Source organism: Aeromonas sp. S13(2024), assembly GCF_041402405.1.
GTDB classification, from domain to species: Bacteria; Pseudomonadota; Gammaproteobacteria; order Enterobacterales; family Aeromonadaceae; genus Aeromonas; species Aeromonas veronii.
Genome location: NZ_JBGLRA010000018.1, coordinates 35,642 through 56,741 on the forward strand (window position 1 = coordinate 35,642; position 21,100 = coordinate 56,741).

A 21,100-nucleotide genomic window follows, 5' to 3' on the forward strand; every position below is an offset into this window, starting at 1 on the left:
TCGGGGCGGCGTTCTCGTTTCTGCGGCTGCTGAAAAATCAGCCCGGCTGGTGGTTGCGATCCAGCCAGCCTTGCAGCAGGCCGACCAGCAGACCGGTCAGGTGGGCGATGTTGGCGGTGCTGGTTCCGAGCATGTCGAAGAAGCCGAGCACCATCCAGAACAGCATAAAGCCCATCAGTGCCGGTGGCAGAGTGAGGCCACAGGCCGGTTGCAGCTTGCTACGCAGCCAGCAGTAGCCGAGCAGGGCATAGACCACGCCGGAGAGGCCGCCAAACAGCGGGCCGCTGGCAAAGAACTCGGCGATATTGGGCAGGGCGGCGCCCACCAGCAGCAGGATCAGCAGCTTGCCGCTGCCGAGGCGCTGCTCTATCTGGCCCCCCAGATACCACCACCACAGCAAGTTGAACACCAGATGGAGCACCGAGAAGTGGATCAGGGCGGGGGTGAAATAGCGCCACGCCTGCCAGTCGGTGAACTGGGCCAGTGTCGGGTGGAATGCCAGTTCGTCGTAGATGGGCAGGCCGATGGCCTCGATCCCGTAGATGGCGAGACAGGCGATGATGACCACCAGCGTCAGTGGCCCTGCCTGATGGAGGAAGTCGGTGATGGGATCCGTCATCCCCTTGCTGTAGTCGATGCGGGCATCGGCGCGGCCGGATTGCCAGGAGGCCTCCATGTAGCGCGGGTGGCCCGGCTCGGCCAGAAAGCGCTTCACCTCCAGCTGGGCCTGCGCGAGGCGCTGCTCGTCCGCCAGCCAGATGGTGACCCCCAGCTCGGACTGGGTCAGCTCGCAGGAGATGCCCAGGGTCGCCAGATAGTCCACCAGCGCCTGCGCCATGCGGGCGTTGTCGAGCACCAGCAGCTGGATCATGCCTCGCCTGCCTCGATGGGAAACTCCCGGCGCCACGCTTCGAAGCCGCCATCCAGACTGTAGACCTCGTCATAACCCTGTTGCAGCAGGTATTGGGCCGCCCCCTGACTGCTGTTGCCGTGATAGCACATCACGATGACCGGGGTATCGAAATCCACTTCGTTCATAAAGCGCACCAGGGTGCCGTTGGTGAGGTGGAAGGCGCCGACCGCGTGGGCTGCTTCAAAGGATTGCGGGTCGCGAATATCCACCAGACGGGCTTCACCCGCGCTCAGTTTCTGGTGGGCATCATGGGCATTGATATGGGCAAACTGGTCCATCGGGATGTCCTGCGAATAGGTTGATTACGGGCCAGTGTACCGCAAGCTTGGGCGCAAACTAACCCCACAAAAGATAAGGGAGCCAGCGGCTCCCTTGTTGATATGGCATGCGAGTCAGTGGGTTAACCGCCCAGATAGGCCTGCCGCACTGCCGGGTTGGCCAGCAGGGCGGCGCCCGTGTCTTGCAGCACCACGTGGCCGTTCTCCAGCACATAACCGCGGTCGGCCAGCTTGAGCGCCTGGTTGGCATTCTGCTCCACCAGAAAGATGGTCATCCCCTTCTGGCGCAACTGCTCTATGGTGTCGAAGATCTGCTGGATGACGATGGGGGCCAGCCCCAGCGAGGGTTCATCCAGCAGCAGCAGGCGCGGCTTGCTCATCAGGGCACGGCCGATGGCCAGCATCTGCTGCTCGCCGCCGGACATGGTGCCCGCCCGTTGTTGCAGGCGCTCGTGCAGGCGCGGGAACAAGGTAAACACCTGATCCAGCAGGCCATGCTGCTCGGCCTTGTCGACGAAGAAGGCGCCCATCAGCAGGTTCTCCTCCACCGTCAGGCGGGCGAAGATGCGGCGCCCCTCCGGCACCACGGCGATATCTTTGCGCATGATGCGGGCGGTGGTGAGGGAGCTGATCTGTTCCCCCTCAAACCAGATGGAGCCGCTGCTGGGCTTGGGTTCGCCGCAGAGGGTCATCAGCAGGGTGGTTTTGCCAGCGCCGTTGGCACCGATCAGGGTGACGATTTCCCCCTCTTTCACCTCGACGCTGACATCGTGCAGTGCCTGAATTTTGCCGTAGTGGGTCGATACGTTGCGAAGTTCTAACATCTTTTTGTCCTTACGACTCGCCCAGATAGGCCTTGATCACTGCCGGATTATTGCGGATCTCATCCGGCCTGCCATGGGCCAGCGGGGTGCCCTGGCTGACCACGAAGATACGGTTGGAGATGCCCATCACCAGCTTCATATCGTGCTCGATCAGCAGCACCGAGACCCCGAACTCGTCCCGCAGGCTCATGATGAGCTCATCCAGCTCGTCGGTCTCCTTCGGGTTGAGGCCGGCAGCCGGTTCGTCCAGCATCAGCAGCTCGGGACGGGTCGCCATGCAGCGGGCGATCTCGAGGCGGCGCTGCTGACCGTAGGCCAGGTTGCCGGCGGCGCGGTTGGCGAGATCCTTGAGGCCCACTTTATCCAGCCAGAAGGCGGCCCGCTCCAGCCCCTCCTGCTCGGCACGGCGAAAGGCCGGGGTCTTGAACAGACCGGCGATAAAGCTGGTGTTGAGGTGCTGGTGCTGGGCAACCAGCAGGTTCTCCACCGCTGTCATCTCCTTGAACAGCCGCACGTGCTGGAAGGTGCGCACAATCCCCTTGCGGGCGATGAGGTGGCCGGGCAGCCCCTGGATCTCCTCACCCTTGTAGCGGATGGTGCCGCCGCTCGGGCTGTAGAAGCCGGTCAGGCAGTTGAAGATGGTGGTCTTGCCCGCGCCGTTGGGGCCGATGATGGAGATCACCTCGCCCTTGTCGATATCCAGTTTGACCCCGTTGACGGCCAGCAGGCCCCCGAAGCGCATCGACAAATCAGAGACTTCCAATAACTTTTGATTAGTACTCATTTTCTCAGCTCCCGTTTCAAGGTGGAGCGAGTCACTACCAGCCATTCAGCCACATAGCGCATCGACAGATCAGAGACATCTATGAACTTCTGATGAGTGCTCATTTCTTCAACTCCAGATGCGGACGGGTCATCGGCAGCAGTCCTTGTGGCCGCCAGATCATCATGAACACCATCAAGAGGCCGAACATCAGCATGCGGTACTCGTTGAATTCGCGGGCCAGCTCCGGCAGCACCGTCATCACGATGGCAGCTAGCACCACCCCGATCTGGGAGCCCATGCCACCCAGCACCACAATCGCCAGCACAATGGCCGATTCGATAAAGACGAAGGATTCCGGGCTGATAAAGCCCTGCCGCGAGGCAAAGAAACTACCCGCAAAACCGGCGAAGGTAGCGCCTATGGTGAAGGCGGTCAGCTTGATGATGGTGGGGTTGAGCCCCAGCGATTTGCAGGCGATCTCGTCTTCCCGCAGCGCTTCCCAGGCGCGGCCAAGGGGCATGCGCAGCAGGCGGTTGATGACAAACAGGGTCACCACCACCAGCACCAGCGCCATCAGGTAGAGGAAGATCACTTTGTGGTTGGCGTTGTAGGTAATGCCGAAGAAGTTGTGGAAGGTATCAAAGCCCCCATCCTTGACGGTGCGGTTGAACTCCAGCCCCCCCAGCGTCGGTTTGGGAATACCGGAGATCCCGTTCGGGCCGCCGGTCAGGGTGGTCATGTTGTTGAGCAGGATGCGGATGATCTCGCCAAAACCCAGGGTGACGATGGCCAGATAGTCCCCCCGCAGCCGTAGCACCGGGAAACCGAGCAGGAAGCCGAAGGTCGCGGCCATCAGCCCGGCGATGGGCAGGCACTCCCAAAAGCTCAACCCAAAGTAGGTGTTGAGCAGGGCATAGCTGTAGGCGCCGACCGCGTAGAAGCCGACATAGCCGAGATCGAGCAGACCGGCGAGGCCGACCACCACGTTCAGCCCCAGCCCCAGCATGATGTAAATCAGGGTGAGGGTGGCGAGATCGATGGCGCCGCGAGAGGCCATAAAGGGCCAGCTCACCGCAAACAGCAGCACCAGCACGGCGGTGAGGTTATAGAGCTTGGGCGCCTCTTCCGGGCTCGGCAGCACCAGCTTGGTGAAGCCGACCGAGAAGCCGCTGATGGAGGCCTGAAACAGCTTGGCGATCTGGCCGCGCAGCATCTGGAACCAGAAAACAATGGTGGCTCCCCCCAGCAGCCAGGCCAGCGACACATCGAGGCGGCTCACTACCTGCAGGCTGGAGCCATCGGTCTCCAGCTTGAAGCCGAGCAGCCAGAAGGAGAGCACCAGCAGCACCAGGCTGGCGATACAGGCGTGGATAAATTGATGTTTCATCACACTTTCTCCACTTCCGGACGACCCAGGATGCCAGTGGGCATAAAGAGCAGCACAAAAATGAGCAGGGCAAACGCCATCACATCCTTGTACTCGGTGCTGAGATAACCGGCGGTGAGCGCTTCAACCACGCCGAGCAGCAGGCCGCCCAGTACGGCGCCCGGAATGCTGCCGATACCGCCCAGCACTGCGGCAGTGAAGGCCTTCAGACCGGCCATAAAGCCGAGGTAGGGGTTGATGACGCCGTAATACATGCCGAGCAGCACCCCGGCGACGGCGGCCAGCGCGGCCCCCAGCACGAAGGTGATGGAGATGACCACGTGGGTGTCGATGCCCAGCAGGTTGGCCATCTTGATATCTTCCGAACAGGCGCGGCAGGCGCGGCCCATGCGGGAGCGGCCGATGAACTGGGTCAGCGCCAGCATGGTGATGAAAGTCACCACGAAAATGATCAGCTGCATATAAGAGAGGCTGGCCTGAAAACCATCCTCCCCCCCCAGGGTCCAGCCACCGGAGATCAGGCTGGGCATGGCGATATCCCGCGAGCCCTGAGCCATCCGCATCATGTTCTGCAAGAAGATCGACATGCCGATGGCGGAGATAAGGGGGATCAGCCGGTTGCCACCGCGCAGTGGCCGGTAGGCGACCCGCTCGATGCTCCAGCCATAGGTGCCGGTGATGATGATACTGACCAGGAAGGCGCCCCCCAGCAGTAGAAAGGTGCTGTCGATGCCCATCATCATGAGCCCCGCCATCACCATAAAAGCGACATAGGAGCCGATCATGTACACCTCGCCGTGGGCGAAGTTGATCATGCCGATGATGCCATAGACCATGGTGTAGCCAATGGCGATCAACGCATAGGTGCTGCCTATGGTTAATCCGTTCAGCAGTTGCTGAACCAGATAGAGGAGGTGTTCGGACATACTGCGTTCCCTGTACTTGCCCGCAAAGAGAGGAGGGGGTGAGCGTACTCACCCCCGATAGGCAGATTATTTGACTTGGCTGGAAGTACCGTCAGCGTGCCACTGGAACACACCGAATTCGAAGCCTTTCAGGTCACCGTTCGGTGCCCAGGTCAGGGGGCCCATCACGGTATCGATCGGCGCAGCCTTGATGGCGGCGGCAACGGCGGCCGGGTCATCTTCACCCGCCTTGGCGATACCGGCTGCCAGGGTTTGCACCGCGGCATAGGTAGTCCAGACGAACGGGCCGGAGGAGTCCTGACCCTTGGCCTTGAACGCCGCTACCAGCGGGGCGTTGGCAGGCACCAGATCGTATTTGTTCGGCAGGGTCACCAGCAGGCCTTCGGAAGCCGGGCCACCGATGGCGGAGATATCCTTGTTACCCACTCCTTCCGGGCCCATGAACTTGGCTTTCAGCCCCTTCTCGCCAGCCTGACGCAGGATCAGACCCAGCTCAGGGTGATAGCCGCCGTAGTAGACGAAATCGACGTTCTCTTTCTGCAGCTTGGCGATCAGGGCGGAGAAGTCCTTGTCACCGGCGGTGATCCCTTCAAAGGCCACCACTTTCACGCCAGCCTTGTCGAGCGCCGCTTTGACGCTGGAAGCGATCCCTTCGCCGTACTGCTTCTTGTCGTGGATAACGGCCACGCGCTGGGGTTTGACCTGCTCGATGATGTACTTGGCGGCAGTCGGGCCCTGATCGCTATCCAGGCCGATGGTGCGCAGGGTCAGCTGGTAACCGCGCTCGGTGATCTTGGGGTTGGTGGAGGCGGGGGTGACCATCAGGATCCCCTCGTCTTCATAGATGTCGGAGGCGGGCAGGGTGTTGTCGGAGCAGAGGTGGCCGACCACGAACTTGACGCCATCGTTCACCACCTTGTTGGCGACGGCCACCGCCTGTTTGGGATCGCAGGCATCGTCATAGACGACCGCTTCGATCTGCTTGCCATTGATGCCGCCAGCCTTGTTGATCTGCTCGACCGCCATCTTGCCGCCGGTGAACTGCATGTCCCCGTACTGGGCAACCGGGCCGGTGACCGGGCCTGCGATACCTATCTTGATGGTGTCTGCCGCGTGGGCGATGGAGATCGATCCAAACAGAGCCAAAGAAACCGCTGCGCCAACTGTGATTTTGCTCAACTTATGCATTGATTCGTCCCTTAATCAGTGGATTGTTTCATTTCCGTGTGCCATTCCGGATCTACATCCCGTGCATCCGGCTATAGGTATGGTTCTATCATTCCTCACGGGGCAATAACAAGCTGTTAAAGATACTAACCAGAGGGGGTTGGATGGGTGGATTTTGAAATAAATGACCTGTTATTTTCGGCTAATTAGAGCTTAATTTTGATTTGTTGACTTAACATCTTGGTAACGAGAGGCGATTATGACAAACGCCAGAGGATTAATCTGGCGATATTTTACTCTGACAGCGCTCCCATTTTGACCAGAATCCATTTGCGCAAACAGAAATGAGCGCCTAAATTAGCCGGCATTGACAATTCCGTGGCAGAGCTCGTTAAAACCAAGCCTTTATTCGGGAAATCTGCTAATGTTCCGCCTTTGACAGTCAGGAGACAGAGATGGCCACTATCAAGGATGTCGCCTCGCGCGCAGGCGTATCCATCTCCACCGTCTCACATGTGCTCAACCACACTCGGCGGGTCAGCGAAGACGCGACCCAGAAAGTGATTGAGGCGGTGGCAGAACTCAACTACGCGCCCAACTCGGTAGCGCGCAGTCTTAAAATAAATTCGACCAAGACCATTGGCATGCTGGTGACCACCAGCGTAAACCCCTTCTTCGCAGAAGTGGTGCAAGGGGTTGAAGCGTACTGCTTCGAACAGGGCTACAGCCTGATCCTCTGCAACACCGAAAACCAGCCGCCTCGCCAACAGCATTACCTGAGAATGCTGATGGAAAAACGGGTGGATGGACTGCTGGTATTGGGTACCGATATCGACACCCCGTTGCGCGACATGCTGCGCATCCACAAGAACGTGCCGCAGGTGGTACTGGATTGGGGCACGGAGTGCGATTTCGCCAACGTCATCAACGACAACGCCCGCATCGGCGCCCGCATGGCCGTACGCCATCTGCTGGAGCTGGGGCACCGCGACATCGTCTGCATCACTGGCCAGCTCTCCAAGCCGACCACCCAGCAGCGGCTGGACGGGGTACGTGATGCGCTGGGCGAGCACGGTCTGACCCTCAAAGATGAACAGGTCTTTGAAGGGGACTACGAGAGCCAGAGCGGCTTCGATGCCATGCAGCGCATCCTGGCCCTGCAGCCTCGTCCGACCGCGGTCTTTGCCTTCGACGATCCCATGGCGATCGGCGCGATTTGCGCTGCCTGGGAAGCGGGAGTCAAGGTGCCGGACGATATCTCCATCATCGGCTACGACGATGTGGAGATGGCGCGCTTCTCCAGCCCGCCGCTGACCACCATCCGCCACCCGAAGGCCGAACTGGGCCAGCTGGCGGTGAAGCATCTGGTCAGCCGGATCCGCAACAAGGAGCTGGAAGTGGAATCGATGACGGTACAGCCCGAGCTGATCGTCCGTCGCTCGGTCAAACCTCTGCGTTAATCCGCACCCGTTGCCAACACGAAAAACCCCCTCTGTCACGAGGGGGTTTTTGTTTATGGGCGGTTTATTTCAGTTTCGGCCAGTAGGCTTTGTTGGCCTCTATCAAGTCATCGAGAATGGACTTGGCCACCAATGCACTGGGCACTGTCTTGGAGAGGGTGATGGCTTGCCACAGTTTCTGGTAAGAGTGCTCAACCCAGGCTTCGACCACCAGTTTCTCGACCGCGACCTGCTGGCCCATCATGCCCTGCTGGAACAGCGGGATGCTGCCCACCTGCAGCGGCTCAGGTCCGCTGCTGCCGACCAGGCAGGGGATCTCGACCATGGCTTCCGGGTCAAAGTTGGGGATGGCGCCGCGATTGGGAACGATCAGCAACATCCGCTCTTGGGTGTTGAAGGCGATAGCGGTTGCCAGGTCAACGATATAGGAGGCGTGTTCATCGATCTCCAGCTCGCCCGCTGCTGAATTGCCTGCCTTGACGATGTCGGTACAGGCGGTGAAGACCTGCTTCTCGCGGTGCTCCATCACCTCGTTGGCGCGGGTGTGTTCCGGGTTGGAGTGGGCCACCACATAGTCCGGGTAGAGGTAGTACTTCAGATAGGTGTTGGGCAGGGTATCCGGGTCGAGCGCCCACACATCCTTTGCCTTGGCGAAGGTATCGTTCCAGCTTGCTTCGGCATGGCTGGCGCTATTGGGCACATAGCCGTGGCGGGCGACGTGCTCCTTGATCTTCGGCATCAGGTCGTTACCTTCCAGATCCTCGATGCGGGTCCACCAGCCAAAGTGGTTGAGGCCGTAGTAGCGTACCCGCATCTCTTTGCGGGATTTGAGACCGGCAATCTGGGCCATGCGCCCCTCGATCCCGATCGGCATGTCGCAGATGTTGAGGATTTTGGCGTTGGGACGCAGGCGACGGGTCGCTTCGGCCACAATGGCGGCCGGGTTGGAGTAGTTGAGCATCCAGGCATTGGGTGAGTACTGCTCCATATAGTCGACCAGCTCCAGCACTCCGCCGATGGAGCGCATGCCGTAGGCGATACCGCCCGGGCCGCAGGTCTCCTGACCGACCACGCCATGACGCAGCGGGATCTTCTCGTCCAGCTCGCGCATCGGATATTTGCCAACCCGGATATGGGCCATGACGAAATCTACATCGCTAAACGCTGCTTTGGGGTCGGTGCCATAGCTGAAGGCGATCTCGGGAGCCTTCTCTTTCAGCAGGATTTTGCAGGCTTCGGCGATGATCTCCTGACGGGCACCATCGTTGTCGTAGAATTTGATCTCCTTGAGCGGGAAGCGATGTTGATTTTCCAGCAACATCAGAACGATACCAGGAGTAAAAGTGCTGCCACCACCGGCAATGACTACAGAGAATTTTTTCATGATCATGACTCCATTACTAAAGACGATTGTTGATGACTGTTGTTCATAATCGATTCCATATTTTCACGTACCTGAGGTACATGCAGACCGATAATTACCTGGATACTATCGCCATGGCGGACGACACCATGGGCCCCTAATTTAATAAACTCCTCATCTGCAGCGGCTAGCTTGCTGTTAACCAGCGATATTCTTAAGCGGGTGGCACAATTATTCAGACTGCGTATATTTTTGACTCCACCAAGCGCTTCGATAATTTGTGTTGCACTATCACTACCACGCTGGTTTTTGGCTGCCTGATAATCTGACTTGGAATAAAGCTTTATTTCACTGTCTTCCCGGCCCGGTGTTTTAAGATTGAGTCTGATAATCAGCGCGCGGAATATCAGGAACCAGATTCCGGTAAAGACCAACCCGATAGCGATCTGGGTGAACATCATTCCCGCATGGTTGTGGAACATGGGTATCCAGTTCTGCGGCAGGAACTGGTCGAGCAGACCTCCACCCATGTTGCCGACCACACCAAACAGGTACATCACAGTCGACATGGTGGCTGCCAGCAGGGCGTGGATGGCAAACAGCAGCGGCGAGATGAAGAGGAAGGTGAACTCCAGCGGCTCGGTGATACCGACCAGAATGGCGGTCAGGGTGGCCGGGATCAACAGGCCTGCCACCTTGGCCTTGTTCTCTTTGGCTGCCGTGGCATAGATGGCCAGAGCAATCCCCATGGCACCGAAAATCTTCGAGTTGCCGTGCAGGGCAAAGCCACCCTGAGGGAACTGTTCAATCAGCGGGCGAGTGCTCTGGCTGAACTCCAGCATGTGCTGTGCCCAATAGAGCTGAATGCCCCCCTCTACTGCCGCTGGACCGAAGATGAAGGGGCCGTAGATAAAGTGATGCAGGCCGGTCGGGATCAAAATCCGCTCGAGGAAGGTATATACCCACACCCCGACCGGACCCGAGACCAGCATGAAATTCTGCAGGGAGGCGATACCCATCTGTACTTTTGGCCAGCCAAGCAGGGTCAGCCAGGCGCAGGGGATCATCACGAAGAAGGCGACGATAGCGACAAAGGAGCTGCCCTGAAAGATGCCGAGAAAGACCGGCAGTTGGCGATCAAACAGGCGGTTGTGCAGTGCCGTCACGATGCCGGAGATGACGATGGCCCCTATGATGCTGGTATCCAGGGTTTTGATCCCCGCCACCATGGCGAGGCCACTTTCCCCCCCCACATCCTGACTGAAGTCGACCCCGAAATAACTGCCCCAAGTCATTCCCATGGCGTTGATAAAATAGTTCCAGGTCATGAAACTGACCAATACAGCCAGACAGGCTCTGGCTTGAGCCTTATTTGCCAGACCGATTGGCAGGCCAATGGCAAATATCAGCGGCATATTCCTGAATACTGTCCAGCCACCCTCTTCAATAATATGGATGATCTGGAAGAATAATCCTTGTGGGTTTGCCAGTGATTCACCGACAAACATCGGGTTTTTCAGCATAATTGCAATGCCTACTACCATACCTGCAAAAGGAAAAAGCAGTACAGGAGTGAACATTGCTCCGCCAAAACGTTGAATTTGACTGAGCATATATTGTCCCTTGGTTGAAATAGCTAATCGAATCCTTGCCGGTGTTGCCAGATGCAAATTAGCAACGATAAAAAGAGACCTCATGAAATATCTTGGAATAATGTGATCTGACGCATGCAGTTATTTAGACAAAGATGTCTAACTTTTGCGATATTGTTGTACCTCTTGGTTTTGTGATGTTTTTGCAGCTTTAGTTGAAAGTTAAGTTATTGTTTTTAAGCAATTTAGCCACTTCATTGAGAATAAGATGGTTGGCGTTGTGACCACAGGAGATGTCTAGCAGTGATCTATAAATCGGTGGCTGATCGACTCAGGATCAGGGTAAACGGTGCCGAGTGCCGGGTGGGAGATGTGTTGCCGGGCGAAAAAGCGCTGGCAGAACAGTATGGTGTCTCCCGCATGACCATTCGCAAAGCGGTAGACATGTTAATCGAGTGGGGATTGGTCGAGCGGCGCCACGGCAGCGGCACCTATGTGACGAAAAAGGATGTCCAGCATGAGACCAAAGGGCTGAGCGGGTTTACCGAACTGATGCGCGAGCAGGGGCGCACGTTGACCAGCCAGGTGTTGGAATTTCGCACCATGCCTGCGCCACCGGCCATCGCCAGTCAGCTGAGGGTGAAGGTGAATGAACCCGTCTATTACTCCAGCCGGATCCGCTCGGTGGATGGTCGGGCTCTGCTGCTGGAAGAGAGCTATATGCCGGTCAGACTGTTTCGCAATCTGTCGGTCGCCCATCTGGAAGGGTCCAAATTCGACTACATCGAACGGGAGTGCGGCATCGCGATTGCGGGTAACTATGAGTGCTTCAGTGCCGTGCTGGCGGATCGGGTTACTGCCGAGCTGCTCCATATCGAGCAGGGGGCCCCTATCCTGCGGCTCACCTCGCTCTCATACAGCGAGAGCGGAGAGTTCCTCAACTACTCCATCATGTTCCGCAATGGTAACGACTACCATGTCGACTACCACCTGCACCGTTTTCGTTAATCCGCTCGCCAGCCTGCGGGTTGGTTATTGGCTGGATGCAGGGCCTCTCACGAAGCAGGGAATGGCCCTCTATCTGGTGGATATTCCCCCCATTTGACCCACCTCGCATTTTGCCTGTTAATCGTTTGATCAATATCAACAAAGGGTTAAGTTCTGATGGACTCCCGACTTAACCGTTCCATCCTGTAGGTTGGGTATGACTGTCAAGGATGGTGTCTTATGTTCCCCCCTCGCAAGCTGGGTCACCAGATCACGCTGCTGGCAATTGGCGGCATCGTATTGCTCGCCGTGGTGCTGCTTACCTTTAACCTGTTTGAAAATCGCCAGCGGGCGCTCGCGGCCGAGCAGGCTGCACTGCGGAGCCAGCTCCAGAACGTGGAAGCGGTGATCAAAAACACCAGCCATGAAACCGTGCTGGCGGCGACCCTGATCGCCCAGCGGCCGGATGCAGCCAGGGCGGTGGCCGACCAGGATTGGCAGGCCCTCGCCAATCTGTTTGATCCGCTCTGGCCTGCCATCAAGGCGCAGGGGATCGAGCAGTTCCAGTTCCACTTGCCGCCAGCCACTTCCCTCTATCGGGTACACAAGCCTGAAAAACACGGTGATGACCTCTCTGCCATTCGCCCCACTGTGGTTGAGGTGAATCGTGAGCATCATGCCGTTGGCGGGCTGGAGATTGGCGTGGCTGGTACCGGTTTGCGCGGGGTCGTGCCGGTCACCTTCAACGGGCAGCCGGTCGGTTCGGTGGAGTTCGGTCGTGCCCTGGATGAAAAGCTGTTTGGCCAACTGCTGGACAAGCAGGTGCAGCTCGCCATCTATCTGTTTGAACAGGGCAAGCTGGTGACGCTGGTTGGCACATCCCGGCTTGGTGAGGCGATGGAGTGGTATCAGCCGGTACTGGCCGGTGAGGAACGCTTCGTCAATATGACGCAACAGGGGAGTGATTTGCTGGTGATGGCGGCACCCCTGCGCGATTACTCCGGCAAGGCGGTCGGTATCATCGAATTGACCCGGGATCACAGTCTGGTCGTGGCCGATCTGGCGCGTCAGGGCTGGCAGATGGCGATCATCTCTCTGGTCGGGGCTCTGGTGATTGCCATGGTGATGGCGTTCGCACTCAATCGCATCAATCGACCGCTGCTCGACAGCGTCAAGGCGCTGGAGGCGCTGGCCAATGGCTCCGGCGATCTCGGCAGCAAGCTGCCGGTGGCGGGGCCGGAGGAGATCCGCCGCCTCGGGTCGGCGTTCAATGGCTTTGTTGCCAAGATCCGCGACACCATCAGCCAGCTCACCGCCACTCTGGGGGAGCTGGCTGGCGAGAGTGAGCGGTTGTCGCGCAGTGCGGCGGGCAACCTTGGCAGCATGACGCGCCAGCAGGAACAGACCACCCAGCTCGCCACCGCCATGACCGAGATGACCAGCACGGTACACGAGGTGGCCAACAACACGGCACAGGCGGCCGAAGCGGCCAACGAAGCGGACAATCAGGCGGTCACCGGCGATGAGGTGGTGCAGCAGAGCGTCAACATGATCGAACAGCTGGCGGAGGAGATCGCCAGCGCGGGCAACACGGTGAAAGAGGTCGCCAAAGCCAGCGAGCAGATCGGCTCTGTGCTGGCGGTGATCCAGTCCATCGCCGAGCAGACCAACCTGCTCGCTCTCAACGCTGCCATCGAGGCGGCCCGGGCCGGTGAACAGGGACGTGGTTTTGCGGTGGTGGCCGACGAGGTGCGCTCGCTGGCCGGGCGCACCCAGCACTCCACCGCCGAGATCCGCGGCACCATCGAGCAGCTGCAACGGGCGGTAGGCACCACGGTGACCATGATCGAACACAGCGTTTCGCGGGCGGGGGAGTCGGTGGAGCGGGCCAATCAGGCGGGGGAAGCCCTCGGCCGGATCAAGGGGGCGGTCAACAGCATTCGCGACATGAACACCCAGATCGCCGCCGCCTCGGAGGAGCAATCCTCGGTGAGCGACGAGATCACCCGCAATATCGTCAGCGTCCACGAGATCTCCCAGGCCACCACGCTGGTAGCGCGGGATACCGCCCATATCGCCAGCCATGTGGCGACCCTGGTGGACAAGCTGGGGGATCTGGCCGGGCAGTTCCAGGATGGTTCCAACGTGCGGATGGTGCTGAGTCGCGCCCGCGCCGCTCACATGGGCTGGAAGACCCGGGTGCGTGCCTATCTGGATGGGCAGGAGGGGCTGTCGCGCAGCGAGGCGGTCAGTGACAAGGAGTGCCGCCTTGGCCACTGGTACTTCAGTGAAGGTCAGGCATGCTGCGGCGATCAACCCGCCTTCAGGGCGATGGCCGCCCCCCACGCCAGATTGCATCAGGTGATCCAGCAGATTATCGAGCTGAAAAACCAGCACAAGCACGAAGAGGCGGAGGCGCTCTATCGCGAGATCGAGCAGAACTCAGAGCAGGTAGTGGGCTGCATCGATCAGTTGCTGCGGGAGATGACCAAGCCGGAGCGTTAATGACGAGCGGGCCGGATAGCAAAAGGGCTGACAGCGATGTCAGCCCTTTTGCATGGTGCGGGCCTGGGGCGAGGTTACTGCTCCGGACGCAGATCCTGATAACGGGCGGCGGTGATGAACTGGCCGAAGGTTTCACACCAGACGATCACGCTGCTGTAGCGGGCCGGATCGATCGTGGCGGGCAGCGGCACGATAAAGTTGTCGAAGGTCTTCACCGGCCCGACTCGCACCATCTGATCCTTGAGGCGGGCAAAATCGGCTTCGGTCTCGACAAACTCGGGGGAGAGGTAGAGCTGGTAGTCCGGCCCGGGGGCCAGCTTGCCCATCAGGCTGACGGCATCCGGCCCTATGCTCACCTTGCCTTCCCCCCAGTGCAGACGATCGCTGTCTTTCAGATCCCGGCGAAAGGTGCCGTGGAATCTCGCTTGCTGCTGGCTGGCCGCGACCAGCTCGGTATCAGGGGCGGGTGGCGCGATCAGGATCGGCAGGGTGTAGACACCGGCGGCAAAGCCTGCCGCCGCGACCAGCAGATGGGTGCCCAGCAGCAGGGCCATGGTTTTGCGTTTCATGATATCTCGGTCGTTGATGAACAGGTGCCAGCATCATAGCAGTGGTGCTGGCTAAAGCGCTTGTCGTCCAGCGCAATGGAGCCGGATGTTTGCGCAGCCGCGGTTGATATGGCTTACAGGCTGGCGAAATCTACCTCGGGCAGGGTTTCGAAGCCGGGGCCATGATGGATTCGACAATGACCAATCAGTACCAAGTTGCATACTCCGCAGGCCTGTAGGTTCGCTTAGTGCAGCGAAATCGGACTCGCTAGGGGGGTTGTCTCGGCTGTTTCAGTGAGTAAGTTGCGGCCAGCCGGAGGGGGGAAATCGGGGATAGCTGTAGAGGAAAGAGCGATATACAACAAGTTAGATCTTCAGCTAATCAATGGCTATGGGTTGGCAAGAGGGATATGTCTTAGCCCCGAGAGTATTTTCCTCTCGGGGCGTGATATCCAGAAGAGCATGCTATAAAAGCAAAAAGCCTCAGGAATTGACCACCAAATTACTGTTCGGTTAATTGCAGTGTCGCCATAATTGGCAAATGATCGCTGACGGTTGGCCAATTGATACCAGCATAAACACCAGTCTTGGCTGGAATGGTGACATTTTTGATATTCCAGCGCTGCGCATTGCTGGTAAAAATGTAATCAACCCCGATTTCAGGATTATTTGCAGGCCATGTACGATGCTCCCGATTTAGTGGGGTGATCGAGTTCCAGTATTTTGTGACTTCCTTGATGCTGGTGGTTTCTGGCGTGTCATTAAAATCACCCATGAGCACTTTTATGCCACGAATTTCAATTGTCCGGTCATTAAGCTCCTGGATTTGGCCAATCCGTATTTCTGGATTCTCCTTGGTATCCAGATGGGTGTTGATTGCGGTAATAGTGGCCGGGAAGCCCGGCACGGAAACTTCGGTGATCAGCGCTATTCGTTGTTCTCTGTTACCGGATGGCAGTTGTACAATTTCTTTGGTTTTGATCGGATATTTTGACAAGAATGCCAAACCATATTTACCACCATCAAAGTCAATTGCTGCACCAAACACACCGTTCATGCCGGTGAGTTTTTTTAATTCAGCCAAGTGATCGATATTACCACTGCGCTTTGTTAGTTGATCAACTTCCTGCAATGCAACAATATCAGCTGAACTAGCCTTTATTGCTGCTGCAATAGAGCTGATATTTGACACTTTTGCCGCACCAATATTGAACGTGGCAACAGTGATGGATGGGCCTTTATTTTGTGCAAACACCTTGTTGGGTAACCCGTTCATGGCGCTGGCCACTTCACGGCTGTTCTGGTTGTTGTTGGCTCGCCCATCCTGAGCATTGGCACAGAGTGGAAGTGTTAGCGCCCCAATGAAAAAAAGACTGTATAGTTTGTTCATAAATATCTCTATAGAAAATGCTGTCTTTTGCGTGATTTTTTATCGGAAAAGGAATGATTTTATGGAGGTTTTTATATTCAACCTCTGATTTTTATACACTAAGTTTTCGATGAGAATTAACCAAGTTGTTTTTGCTGTTATTGTGATGCAGCCCACTATTCAGGAGTTTCAATTGCCCCATTATTAAGCAGGTATTTATAAAGAAAATAATAGCAGTGTGAATGGTGCCAGCCATAGTTGATCGGCGTCAGGCAGACATACCACAAGCTACCACTTTCTGTAGGTGCGATTAGCTCAGCGTAATCGGACGAACGAGAAGCTTTGATTGCGGTTGTTGCCGTGCAACAGCGTCGGCCAGCCGGAGGTGGAAATTCGGCTGGCTGTTATGGCGGGAGAGTCTATTTACGAGAACGTCCGATTACGCCTGACGGCTAATCGAACCTACAGGTTTCGTGATTCTATGAGTTATACAAACATAGTTTATGTGATGGTTAACTCTATCTCTATGAGGTGTAACGGATTGTTTTTAATAAATCTGTGAAGTAATATAAGACTCATTTATATCATGCGTGTTATAACAGGTTATAAATATGACTGCCCAACCATTTAATACTCGACATTATAGAAAATTCAGAAATCTATTAATTGATTTAAACAGAGACCTGTTATCTATTTCACATAAAATGTGCGAGTCAGATAAGTATGGGGAGTTTACCGAACTAGAGCGTTATGTGATGGCCTTGGAAGACCGTCGATTTGTGAATCATTGTGGTTTTGATATCAAGGCATCTGCAAGAGAGCTGATCAAGAAAATACGAAGAAAAAAACATGGAGGTGCTAGTACTATAGATATGCAAATGGTTAGAACCATTACCGGATTTAAAGATATGACAATATATAGAAAGTTATATGAAACGCTACTGTCTTGGCTGGTCAATTTTCATTTCACAAAAAAACAAATAATACGCTGCTACTTAAAAAATGCTTTTTTTGGCTCTCGTCTCATAGGTGCAGAAAATGCAGCAAATGCACTATTTAATAAAGATCTGTCTATGCTAGAAAAGGATGAAAGTGCATTTATTGCGGCTATGTTATTGAGACCAAAGCCTTTAAATCCAAAAAATGAATGGTTTGAAATTGTTAAATCAAGAGCGTCTTATGCGCAGAGCGTTCGGGTTCTTGTTGAAGAGGGATCGAAATAGAGTCCAAGTTGAAGCTTTTGTTAGATTATGCTCGGCCAAAGCTTCAGTATCGCCATCCATAATCTGTTTCCAACGACTATTGGAGTGTTTAATTATTTCTGAAGATATTCTTCTGGTTTCTGTAAAAGCAGAATCAAGATGTCTTTTACCCGAAATTATAGAGTCTATAGAGTGACCGTCTTTTATTAATTTGTAAATCGAATTGTGAGCATATCTAAAGTTATCATGAATATTTCTTTCAATATCTCTAGCGTAGTCATACATATCAATGCTGTAAAGCTCTATGAATAAAGGGTTTAAGTTTTCATTCCAATTGTCTTTAGCCTTTTTATATTCTTCCCTAGCTTGTTGTAATGTATCACTATTTTTTTTAAATTCTTTATCAGCCAGAGAGTCGAGAAGCAGGCGGCTATAATAAATGCGCTCGCCAGACATTTTTTCTAATGACTTAGCTATTTCACGCAGCTTATCAATTTCTCGCTCTGAACGATTAGTCTTTATTTGATGTAGAAAGTTCTTCTCTTGGAAGCGACTTGATACATATAGACCAACGACACCGGTTAGAAAAAAGCTCACGATTATATTTGCTAGTTCCATCTTTACGGCTCATCCTAATTATATTTTGAACACTATATCTTTAGTTAAACGTATATTCAATATCATAAAGTGTTCAAAAAAAGGCGCCTTAACGGCGCCTTTTTTAATATCACCTACCCAACCAACATCACTGCAACAGGGAGATATCCGCCACTTGCAGGAACAGGTTGCGCAGATTGTTCAGCAGCGCCAGACGGTTGGCCTTGAGGGCTTCGTCGTCGGCCATCACCATGACTTCGTTGAAGAAGGTGTCGACTGGCTCGCGCAGGGCGGCCAGACGGGTGAGGGCGGCCTGATAGTCACCGGCAGCGAACAGCGGGGCCAGTTCGCCTTGCAGTTCGGCAACCTGGGTGGCCAGCGCCTTCTCGGCGGCATCGACCAGCAGTTCCGGTTTGACGGCAGTCGGCAATTCGCCTTCGACCTTGGCCAGAATGTTGCTCACGCGCTTGTTGGCGGCGGCCAGTGCCAGTGCGGCATCCAGCGTGCGGAAGTGGCTGACGGCCTTGACGCGACGATCGAAGTCGAGCGGACGGGTCGGGCGGCGGGCCAGTACGGCCAGCACCACGTCGGCACCGATGCCTTCGTCCTGATAGGCGGCGCGGAAGCGGCCCAGCATAAAGTCGACCACGTCGGTGACGACGGTTTTGTTGGTCAGCTTGTCGCCGTAGACGCGTACCGCTTCTTCAACCAGTTCAACCAGATCCAGATCCAGCTGCTTCTCGGTCATGATGCGCAGGGCCCCGATGGCGGCGCGACGCAGGGCGAACGGGTCTTTATCACCCTTCGGCAGCATGCCGATGCCGAAGATACCGGCCAGGGTGTCGAACTTGTCGGCCAGCGCGACGGCGCAGGCAACCAGACCGGACGGCAGGGCATCACCGGCAAAGCGCGGCATGTACTGCTCGTTGAGGGCCACGGCCACTGCTTCGTCTTCGCCATCGTGACGGGCGTAGTGCATCCCCATGACACCCTGGGTGTCGGTGAACTCGCCGACCATGTTGGTCATCAGGTCACACTTGGAGAGCAGACCGGCACGCTTGGCCTGAGCCACGTCGGCGCCGATACGCTCGGCGATAAAGCCGGCAACGGTCTCGATGCGCTCGACCTTGGCCTTGACGGTGCCCAGCTGTTGCTGGAACAGCACGGTTTCAAGGCGCGGCAGGCGGGAGGCCAGAGTCTGCTTGAGGTCGGTCTTGAAGAAGAACTCGGCATCAGAGAGACGGGGGCGAACCACCTTCTCGTTGCCGCTGATGATCTGGCTCGGGTCTTTGGACTCGATGTTGGTGACGAAGATGAACTTCGGCAGCAGCTTGCCGTTCTTGTCGTAGACCGGGAAGTATTTCTGGTCACCCTTCATGGTGTGCACCAGCGCTTCAGCCGGCACGGCCAGGAACTTCTCTTCGAAGTTGGCGGTCAGCACCACAGGCCACTCGACCAGTGCGGTCACTTCTTCCAGCAGGGCGTCGTCCAGATCGGCCACGCCACCGAAGGCGGCAGCGGCCGCTTCGACGTCAGCCTTGATCTTGGCCTTGCGCGCCATAAAGTCGGCAATCACCATGCCGCGCTCCTGCAGGATCTGCGGGTACTGGCTGGCGTTGTCGATGGTGAACTCGCTTTCGCCCATAAAGCGGTGGCCGCGGATGGTGCGGGCAGAGTCGATACCCAGAATGTGGGCGGGAACCAGCTCGCCATCCAGCAGCAGGGTCACGGTGAAGACCGGACGCACGAACTGGATGGTCTTGTCGCCCCAGCGCATCATTTTCGGGATCGGCAGCTTGGCCAGTGCGGAGGCGACCAGTTCGCCCAGCAGGTCGACGGCCGGACGGCCTTCGACCTTGGCGGTGTGAACCAGCCATTCACCCTTGTCGGTGACCAGACGCTCGGCCTGCTCAACGGTGATGCCGTTGCCACGGGCCCAGCCTTCGGCAGCCTTGGTCGGCTTGCCTTCGGTATCGAACGCCTGCGCCACGGCCGGGCCGCGCTTCTCGACGCTCTTGCTCGGCTGTTCGCCGGCCAGCTCGCTTACCTTCAGCGCCAGACGGCGCGGTGAAGCAAACCACTCGACGTCGCCGAAGGCCAGATCGGCCTTGGTCAGTTCGGCTTTGAAGTTGTCGGCAAAGGCTTCGGCCAGGGAGCGCAGGGCTTTGGGCGGCAGCTCAGCAGTACCGATCTCTACCAGAAATGTATGTTGTGCCATGTCCGTTCCTTAACCTTGCTTGTTCTCACTGCGCTGACACATCGGGAAGCCCAGCGCTTCGCGGGAGGCGTAGTATGCCTCTGCCACGGCCTTGGTCAGGGTGCGAATGCGCAGGATGTAGCGCTGACGCTCGGTGACCGAGATGGCCTTGCGGGCATCCAGCAGGTTAAAGGAGTGAGCGGCCTTGAGGATGCGCTCGTAGGCAGGCAGCGGCAGCGGTTTTTCCAGTGCCAGCAGATTCTGGGCTTCCTTCTCGTACTGCTCGAAGCAGTGGAACAGGAACTCCACATCGGCGTGTTCGAAGTTGTAGGTGGATTGCTCCACTTCGTTCTGGTGGAACACGTCGCCGTAGGTGGTCTTGCCCAGCGGGCCGTCAGACCAGACCAGATCGTAGACGCTGTCCACGCCCTGAATGTACATGGCCAGACGCTCGAGACCGTAGGTGATCTCGCCGGTGACCGGCTTGCACTCGAGGCCGCCAACCTGCTGGAAGTAGGTGAACTGGGTCACTTCCATGCCGTTCAGCCACACTTCCCAACCCAGACCCCAGGCACCCAGAGTCGGGTTTTCCCAGTTGTCTTCCACGAAGCGGATGTCGTGGATTTCAGGATCCATGCCCAGCTCTTTCAGGGAGCCCAGATAGAGTTCCTGAATGTTGTCGGGGGAAGGCTTGATGATCACCTGAAACTGGTAGTAGTGCTGCAGGCGGTTCGGGTTTTCACCGTAGCGGCCGTCAGTCGGACGGCGGGACGGTTGCACGTAGGCGCAGGCGATGGGCTCCGGGCCCAGGGCACGCAGACAGGTCATGGGGTGGGAAGTACCGGCACCCACTTCCATATCCAGCGGCTGAATGATGGTACAGCCCTGGCGGGACCAATAGTCCTGCAGCTGCAGGATCAGGCCCTGAAAGGTTTTGACATCGAATTTTTGCATAATTTTTTTCGCGCGAAGTGAAAATCAGAGCAAGATTTGCTGAATGTGAACCGAGGGAGTATACC

General features: G+C 56.6%; 18 protein-coding genes. 4 read left to right on the forward strand and 14 right to left on the reverse strand.

Annotation, left to right across the window (positions count from 1 at the left end; all coding sequences use genetic code 11):
• Window positions 1–37: 37 nt before the first annotated feature.
• From glpG to ACB042_RS18280, 7 genes are all read right to left on the reverse strand, one after another.
• A complete protein-coding gene (gene glpG, locus ACB042_RS18250) occupies window positions 38–871 on the reverse strand; it encodes a rhomboid family intramembrane serine protease GlpG (protein ID WP_005342430.1) in 834 nt (277 codons plus the stop codon).
• The gene (glpE, locus tag ACB042_RS18255; protein ID WP_005355913.1) at window positions 868–1,191 is read right to left on the reverse strand and encodes a thiosulfate sulfurtransferase GlpE; all 324 of its coding nucleotides are present in this window, start codon (window positions 1,189–1,191) and stop codon (window positions 868–870) included. The genes glpG and glpE overlap by 4 nt, the downstream gene beginning before the upstream one ends.
• Before the next feature lie 122 nt (window positions 1,192–1,313).
• Window positions 1,314–2,015 carry an ABC transporter ATP-binding protein gene (locus tag ACB042_RS18260; RefSeq protein WP_005342433.1) on the reverse strand — a complete coding sequence of 234 codons (702 nt, stop codon included), beginning with the start codon at window positions 2,013–2,015 and terminating at the stop codon, window positions 1,314–1,316.
• Between the two features lie 10 nt (window positions 2,016–2,025).
• Window positions 2,026–2,799: a high-affinity branched-chain amino acid ABC transporter ATP-binding protein LivG gene (gene livG / locus ACB042_RS18265; RefSeq protein WP_371178867.1), complete on the reverse strand. Its 774-nt coding sequence runs from the start codon at window positions 2,797–2,799 to the stop codon at window positions 2,026–2,028.
• Between the two features lie 100 nt (window positions 2,800–2,899).
• Window positions 2,900–4,168, reverse strand: coding sequence for a high-affinity branched-chain amino acid ABC transporter permease LivM (locus ACB042_RS18270; protein ID WP_043825923.1), 1,269 nt, complete (start codon window positions 4,166–4,168; stop codon window positions 2,900–2,902).
• Window positions 4,168–5,094, reverse strand: coding sequence for a high-affinity branched-chain amino acid ABC transporter permease LivH (gene livH / locus ACB042_RS18275; RefSeq protein ID WP_005339439.1), 927 nt, complete (start codon window positions 5,092–5,094; stop codon window positions 4,168–4,170). The genes ACB042_RS18270 and livH overlap by 1 nt, the downstream gene beginning before the upstream one ends.
• Before the next feature lie 66 nt (window positions 5,095–5,160).
• Window positions 5,161–6,282 (reverse strand): branched-chain amino acid ABC transporter substrate-binding protein, encoded by a 1,122-nt coding sequence (locus tag ACB042_RS18280; protein WP_005339442.1) that lies wholly within the window; start codon window positions 6,280–6,282, stop codon window positions 5,161–5,163.
• 434 nt (window positions 6,283–6,716) lie between these two features.
• Here ACB042_RS18280 and ACB042_RS18285 point away from each other — a divergent pair, with 434 nt between their 5' ends.
• Window positions 6,717–7,721 (forward strand): substrate-binding domain-containing protein, encoded by a 1,005-nt coding sequence (locus ACB042_RS18285; RefSeq protein WP_005355925.1) that lies wholly within the window; start codon window positions 6,717–6,719, stop codon window positions 7,719–7,721.
• Window positions 7,722–7,785: 64 nt separating this feature from the next.
• On the opposite strand, the gene ACB042_RS18290 is transcribed toward ACB042_RS18285, so the two are convergent.
• Window positions 7,786–9,111, reverse strand: a complete 1,326-nt coding sequence (locus ACB042_RS18290; protein ID WP_371178868.1) for a 6-phospho-alpha-glucosidase — start codon at window positions 9,109–9,111, stop codon at window positions 7,786–7,788.
• Window positions 9,108–10,697 (reverse strand): alpha-glucoside-specific PTS transporter subunit IIBC, encoded by a 1,590-nt coding sequence (locus ACB042_RS18295; protein WP_371178876.1) that lies wholly within the window; start codon window positions 10,695–10,697, stop codon window positions 9,108–9,110. The genes ACB042_RS18290 and ACB042_RS18295 overlap by 4 nt, the downstream gene beginning before the upstream one ends.
• A gap of 282 nt (window positions 10,698–10,979) precedes the next feature.
• On the opposite strand from ACB042_RS18295, the gene ACB042_RS18300 reads away from it, so the two are divergent.
• A complete protein-coding gene (locus tag ACB042_RS18300; protein ID WP_005357335.1) occupies window positions 10,980–11,684 on the forward strand; it encodes a GntR family transcriptional regulator in 705 nt (234 codons plus the stop codon).
• Between the two features lie 219 nt (window positions 11,685–11,903).
• Window positions 11,904–14,168: a methyl-accepting chemotaxis protein gene (locus ACB042_RS18305; protein ID WP_371178869.1), complete on the forward strand. Its 2,265-nt coding sequence runs from the start codon at window positions 11,904–11,906 to the stop codon at window positions 14,166–14,168.
• 74 nt (window positions 14,169–14,242) lie between these two features.
• Here the strand turns inward: ACB042_RS18305 and ACB042_RS18310 are convergent, their stop codons facing one another.
• Window positions 14,243–14,737, reverse strand: coding sequence for a DM13 domain-containing protein (locus tag ACB042_RS18310; RefSeq protein ID WP_201948254.1), 495 nt, complete (start codon window positions 14,735–14,737; stop codon window positions 14,243–14,245).
• Between the two features lie 481 nt (window positions 14,738–15,218).
• Window positions 15,219–16,106 (reverse strand): endonuclease/exonuclease/phosphatase family protein, encoded by an 888-nt coding sequence (locus ACB042_RS18315; protein WP_005357351.1) that lies wholly within the window; start codon window positions 16,104–16,106, stop codon window positions 15,219–15,221.
• A 590-nt stretch (window positions 16,107–16,696) separates the two neighbouring features.
• On the opposite strand from ACB042_RS18315, the gene ACB042_RS18320 reads away from it, so the two are divergent.
• Window positions 16,697–17,308, forward strand: a complete 612-nt coding sequence (locus ACB042_RS18320) for a biosynthetic peptidoglycan transglycosylase (RefSeq protein WP_236297795.1) — start codon at window positions 16,697–16,699, stop codon at window positions 17,306–17,308.
• On the opposite strand, the gene ACB042_RS18325 is transcribed toward ACB042_RS18320, so the two are convergent.
• From ACB042_RS18325 to glyQ, 3 genes are all read right to left on the reverse strand, one after another.
• Window positions 17,252–17,905: a hypothetical protein gene (locus ACB042_RS18325; protein WP_371178870.1), complete on the reverse strand. Its 654-nt coding sequence runs from the start codon at window positions 17,903–17,905 to the stop codon at window positions 17,252–17,254. The genes ACB042_RS18320 and ACB042_RS18325 overlap by 57 nt on opposite strands.
• Before the next feature lie 127 nt (window positions 17,906–18,032).
• Entirely contained in the window at window positions 18,033–20,102 is a 2,070-nt protein-coding gene (gene glyS, locus ACB042_RS18330) for a glycine--tRNA ligase subunit beta (RefSeq protein WP_371178871.1), read from the reverse strand.
• A gap of 9 nt (window positions 20,103–20,111) precedes the next feature.
• The gene (gene glyQ, locus ACB042_RS18335) at window positions 20,112–21,035 is read right to left on the reverse strand and encodes a glycine--tRNA ligase subunit alpha (RefSeq protein ID WP_005339464.1); all 924 of its coding nucleotides are present in this window, start codon (window positions 21,033–21,035) and stop codon (window positions 20,112–20,114) included.
• Between the last annotated feature and the right edge of the window lie 65 nt (window positions 21,036–21,100).

Coding starts and splice junctions, on each gene's coding strand:
- glpG (WP_005342430.1), bottom strand. CDS start 871: ATGATCCAGCTGCTGGTGCTCGACAACGCCCGCATGGCGCAGGCGCTG.
- glpE (WP_005355913.1), bottom strand. CDS start 1,191: ATGGACCAGTTTGCCCATATCAATGCCCATGATGCCCACCAGAAACTG.
- ACB042_RS18260 (WP_005342433.1), bottom strand. CDS start 2,015: ATGTTAGAACTTCGCAACGTATCGACCCACTACGGCAAAATTCAGGCA.
- livG (WP_371178867.1), bottom strand. CDS start 2,799: ATGAGTACTAATCAAAAGTTATTGGAAGTCTCTGATTTGTCGATGCGC.
- ACB042_RS18270 (WP_043825923.1), bottom strand. CDS start 4,168: ATGAAACATCAATTTATCCACGCCTGTATCGCCAGCCTGGTGCTGCTG.
- livH (WP_005339439.1), bottom strand. CDS start 5,094: ATGTCCGAACACCTCCTCTATCTGGTTCAGCAACTGCTGAACGGATTA.
- ACB042_RS18280 (WP_005339442.1), bottom strand. CDS start 6,282: ATGCATAAGTTGAGCAAAATCACAGTTGGCGCAGCGGTTTCTTTGGCT.
- ACB042_RS18285 (WP_005355925.1), top strand. CDS start 6,717: ATGGCCACTATCAAGGATGTCGCCTCGCGCGCAGGCGTATCCATCTCC.
- ACB042_RS18290 (WP_371178868.1), bottom strand. CDS start 9,111: ATGATCATGAAAAAATTCTCTGTAGTCATTGCCGGTGGTGGCAGCACT.
- ACB042_RS18295 (WP_371178876.1), bottom strand. CDS start 10,697: ATGCTCAGTCAAATTCAACGTTTTGGCGGAGCAATGTTCACTCCTGTA.
- ACB042_RS18305 (WP_371178869.1), top strand. CDS start 11,904: ATGTTCCCCCCTCGCAAGCTGGGTCACCAGATCACGCTGCTGGCAATT.
- ACB042_RS18310 (WP_201948254.1), bottom strand. CDS start 14,737: ATGAAACGCAAAACCATGGCCCTGCTGCTGGGCACCCATCTGCTGGTC.
- ACB042_RS18315 (WP_005357351.1), bottom strand. CDS start 16,106: ATGAACAAACTATACAGTCTTTTTTTCATTGGGGCGCTAACACTTCCA.
- ACB042_RS18320 (WP_236297795.1), top strand. CDS start 16,697: ATGACTGCCCAACCATTTAATACTCGACATTATAGAAAATTCAGAAAT.
- ACB042_RS18325 (WP_371178870.1), bottom strand. CDS start 17,905: ATGGAACTAGCAAATATAATCGTGAGCTTTTTTCTAACCGGTGTCGTT.
- glyS (WP_371178871.1), bottom strand. CDS start 20,102: ATGGCACAACATACATTTCTGGTAGAGATCGGTACTGCTGAGCTGCCG.
- glyQ (WP_005339464.1), bottom strand. CDS start 21,035: ATGCAAAAATTCGATGTCAAAACCTTTCAGGGCCTGATCCTGCAGCTG.